General features: G+C 63.7%; 1 protein-coding gene. It reads left to right on the top strand.

What is annotated here, in order from left to right:
- Positions 1–277 precede the first annotated feature (277 nt).
- Complete coding sequence (locus AC1D1X_RS18270; RefSeq protein WP_477670932.1) at positions 278–3,382, top strand: efflux RND transporter permease subunit; 3,105 nt, start codon at positions 278–280, stop codon at positions 3,380–3,382.
- Positions 3,383–3,653 lie beyond the last annotated feature (271 nt).

Raw genomic sequence — 3,653 nt, 5'->3', positions numbered from 1 at the left:
GGTCAAGGACGACCCGGCCGCGCTGGAACGCCGCAAGCGCTTCCTGGAGCAGATCGACAAGGGCGACCCGGAAGCCCTGGCACGCTGGCAAGGCATGAAGGACCGCCGCCAGGGCGAACGGCCGGCGCAATGATCCGGGACTCGTACCAATGAGCCGCCGGGCCGTTCCCAAGGTGAATAGCACCGCAGTGCGAAGCACGAAGGTATTTCCGCGCATGAGCCGCCGGGCCGTTCCCAAGGCAAATAGCATCGCAGTGCGAAGCACGAAGGTTATTGAATGAGCCCCTCACGCCCCTTCATCCTGCGCCCGGTAGCCACTTCGCTGCTGATGGTGGCCATTGTGTTGGCTGGCCTCGTGGGTTTCAAATTTTTACCGCTGTCGGCCCTGCCGCAGGTCGACTACCCCACCATCCAGGTGCAGACGCTGTATCCCGGCGCGAGCCCGGAAGTGATGGCGCAGACCGTGACAGCGCCGCTGGAACGCCAGTTCGGCCAGATGGCCGGTCTCTCTCGCATGAGCTCCACCAGTGCCGCCGGTGTCTCCATCGTCACGCTGCAGTTCGGCCTGGGCCTGGCACTGGACGTGGCCGAACAGCAGGTGCAGGCGGCCATCAACGCGGGCGGCTCGCTACTGCCGGCCGACCTGCCCGCCCCGCCCGTCTATGCCAAGGTCAACCCGGCGGATGCCCCGGTGCTGACACTGGCCATCACGTCCGACACCATGCCGCTGACGGAGGTGCAGAACATCGTCAACACCCGGCTGGCCCTGAAGATCAGCCAGGTCAATGGCGTGGGGCTGGTGTCGCTCAGTGGCGGGCAGCGCCCCGCGGTGCGCATCCAGGCCGACACACGGGCGCTGGCTTCCTACGGCCTCGGGCTTGATTCACTGCGCACTGCGATCTCCGCGGCCAATGCCAACGGCGCCAAAGGCAGCATCGATGGCCCTACACGGTCCTATTCGATCAACTCCAACGACCAGCTGGTCGCCGCTGCTGACTACAAAAACCTCATCATCGCCTTTCGCAACGGTGCGGCGGTGCGAGTGTCAGACGTGGCACAGGTGGTGGACAGCGCCGAGAACATCAAACTGGGCGCATGGTCTGGTCTGAAACCAGCCATCATCCTCAATGTGCAGCGCCAGCCCGGCGCCAACGTCATTGCCACGGTGGACGCTATCAAGGCACGCCTGCCCGAACTGCAGGCCGGCCTGCCCACCTCCCTCAGGGTCGATGTGCTGAGCGACCGTACGACCGGCATACGCGCCTCGGTGATGCACGTCGAGATTGAACTGCTGCTGGCCGTGCTGCTGGTCGTGCTGGTGATCTTTGCTTTCCTGCACAGCTTGCGCGCCACAGTCATCGCCAGCCTGGCCGTGCCGATTTCACTCGTCGGCACCTGCGGCTTGATGTACCTGCTGGGCTACAGCCTCAACAACCTGAGCCTGATGGCACTCACGATCGCCACCGGCTTTGTGGTGGACGACGCAATCGTGATGATCGAAAACATCTCGCGCTACATCGAGGAAGGCGAAGAACCGATGGCCGCAGCCCTCAAGGGTGCGACGCAGATCGGGTTCACCATCATCTCGCTGACAGTGTCGCTGATCGCGGTGCTGATTCCGCTGCTGTTCATGGGCGATGTGGTCGGCCGGCTGTTCCGCGAGTTTGCCGTCACGCTGGCCATCACCATCCTGATCTCGGCCGTGGTGTCGCTCACCCTCGTGCCCATGATGTCGGCGAGATGGCTCAAGCACGTGCCGGAAACGGCGGGCGAAGGCCGGCTGGCCCAGGCGGGCGCGCGGCTCCAGCGTTTTTTTGACGACGTGATCGCACGCTACGACGTGTGGCTCACCTGGGTGCTCAAACGTCAGGGCGCCACGCTGCTGGTGGCGCTGGCCACCCTGCTGCTCACGGTGTTGCTGTATGTGCTGATCCCCAAGGGCCTGTTCCCGACGCAGGACACCGGCCAGCTGCAGGCTCGCGTGGAAACCGCGCAATCGGTGTCCTATGACCGCATGGCCGCGCTGCAGCAAGCCACGGCCAAGGCCATCCTGGAAGACCCCGACGTCGAAACGCTGAGCTCCTTCATTGGCGTGGACGCAGCCAACAACACCATGCTGCATACCGGCCGCATGCTGATCAACCTGAAAAAAGAGCGCATAGGCAGCCAGCAGGAAACCATGGACCGGCTGCAGCGCAGGGCCGCCGCGGTAGCCGGGGTTACTCTGTACCTTCAACCCACGCAAGACCTGACCATTGACGCCGAAACCGGGCCCACGCAATTCCGCGTATCGCTCGAAGGCTCGAACAACGCCACCGTGGTGGAATGGGCCAACAAGCTTACGCAGCGCATGCGGCAGCTCGAAAGCCTGCGCAACGTGTCGTCCGATGCGGGCTCCAGCGGCGCCGGAGCCTACATCACGGTAGACCGCGACACCGCGTCGCGCCTGGCCGTCACGACCTCGTCCATTGACGACGCGCTTTACAGCGCATTCGGCCAGCGCATTGTCTCGACCATCTTCACCGAAACCAACCAGTACCGCGTGATCCTCGAAGCCATGCCCGACTCCTTGCGCACGCCGGCATCGCTGGGCAGCCTGCAACTCAAAACCGGCTCCGGCACGCCAACACCGCTGTCGGCCATCGCCACCATCACGGAGCAAGCGGCCCCGCTGCAGGTTACCCGCGTGGCCCAGTACCCGGCCACCACGCTGGGTTTTGACACGGCGCCCGGCGTCTCGCTGGGCAAGGCGGTCGACGAGATCCGGGAAGCGGCCAAGGACATCGCCATGCCCGCCAGCGTGACCATGACCTTTCTGGGTGCGGCGGGCGCCTACCAGGCCTCGCTGTCCAACCAGCTCTGGCTCATCCTGGCGGCTGTGATCTGCGTCTACATCGTGCTGGGTGTGCTGTATGAAAGCTACATCCACCCGCTGACGATCCTCTCGACCCTGCCCTCCGCCGGCGTGGGCGCGCTGCTGGCGCTGATGATCAGCGGGTCAGGCCTCGGGGTGATAGGCATCATCGGCATCATCCTGCTGATCGGCATCGTGAAGAAGAACGCCATCATGATGATCGACTTCGCGATCGACGCCGAACGCAGCCAGGGCAAATCCCCGCAGGAGGCCATTCACCAGGCCGCGCTGCTGCGCTTTCGGCCCATCCTGATGACCACGCTGGCGGCGCTGTTTGCTGCTGTGCCCCTGATGCTGGGCTTTGGCGAAGGTGCTGAATTGCGGAGGCCTCTGGGGTTGGCGATTTTTGGCGGGTTGATTGTCAGCCAGGTGTTGACGCTGTTTACGACGCCGGTGATTTATCTGGCGTTTGATCGGTTGGGGCGGAGGTTTCGGGGGAAAGGGAAAGTTGAGGAGGTTTCCGCGTGAGGCCTGTTGCTCTTTCGTTCTTTCGGGGTGTGCTTTGTCCCGGGGCCGGGGTTGCCGGCGGCAACTCACTTTCTTTTGCTTCGCCAAAAGAAAGTAAGCAAAGAAAAGGCGACCCTGGTTCCTGCGTCCCCTGCGCTTCGCTCCGGGGCAACCTGCGGTACTCTGTCCAGCCGGGGTCAAAAACAACTCGCCTTCGGCTCAAACAAGTTTTTGCCCTGATCCGTCTGGCCCTGCGCTCCTCGGCGCATCCACAAGGGGGTGGAAACAGAAA

This window comes from Polaromonas sp. P1_G4, assembly GCF_056405475.1.
The sequence above is the reverse complement of the archived record's forward strand: the minus strand, read 5'-3'. Positions and strand labels throughout refer to the sequence as shown.

Excerpts from the sequence above, each read along its gene's own strand:
- AC1D1X_RS18270 (WP_477670932.1), top strand. The coding sequence starts at position 278 with ATGAGCCCCTCACGCCCCTTCATCCTGCGCCCGGTAGCCACTTCGCTG.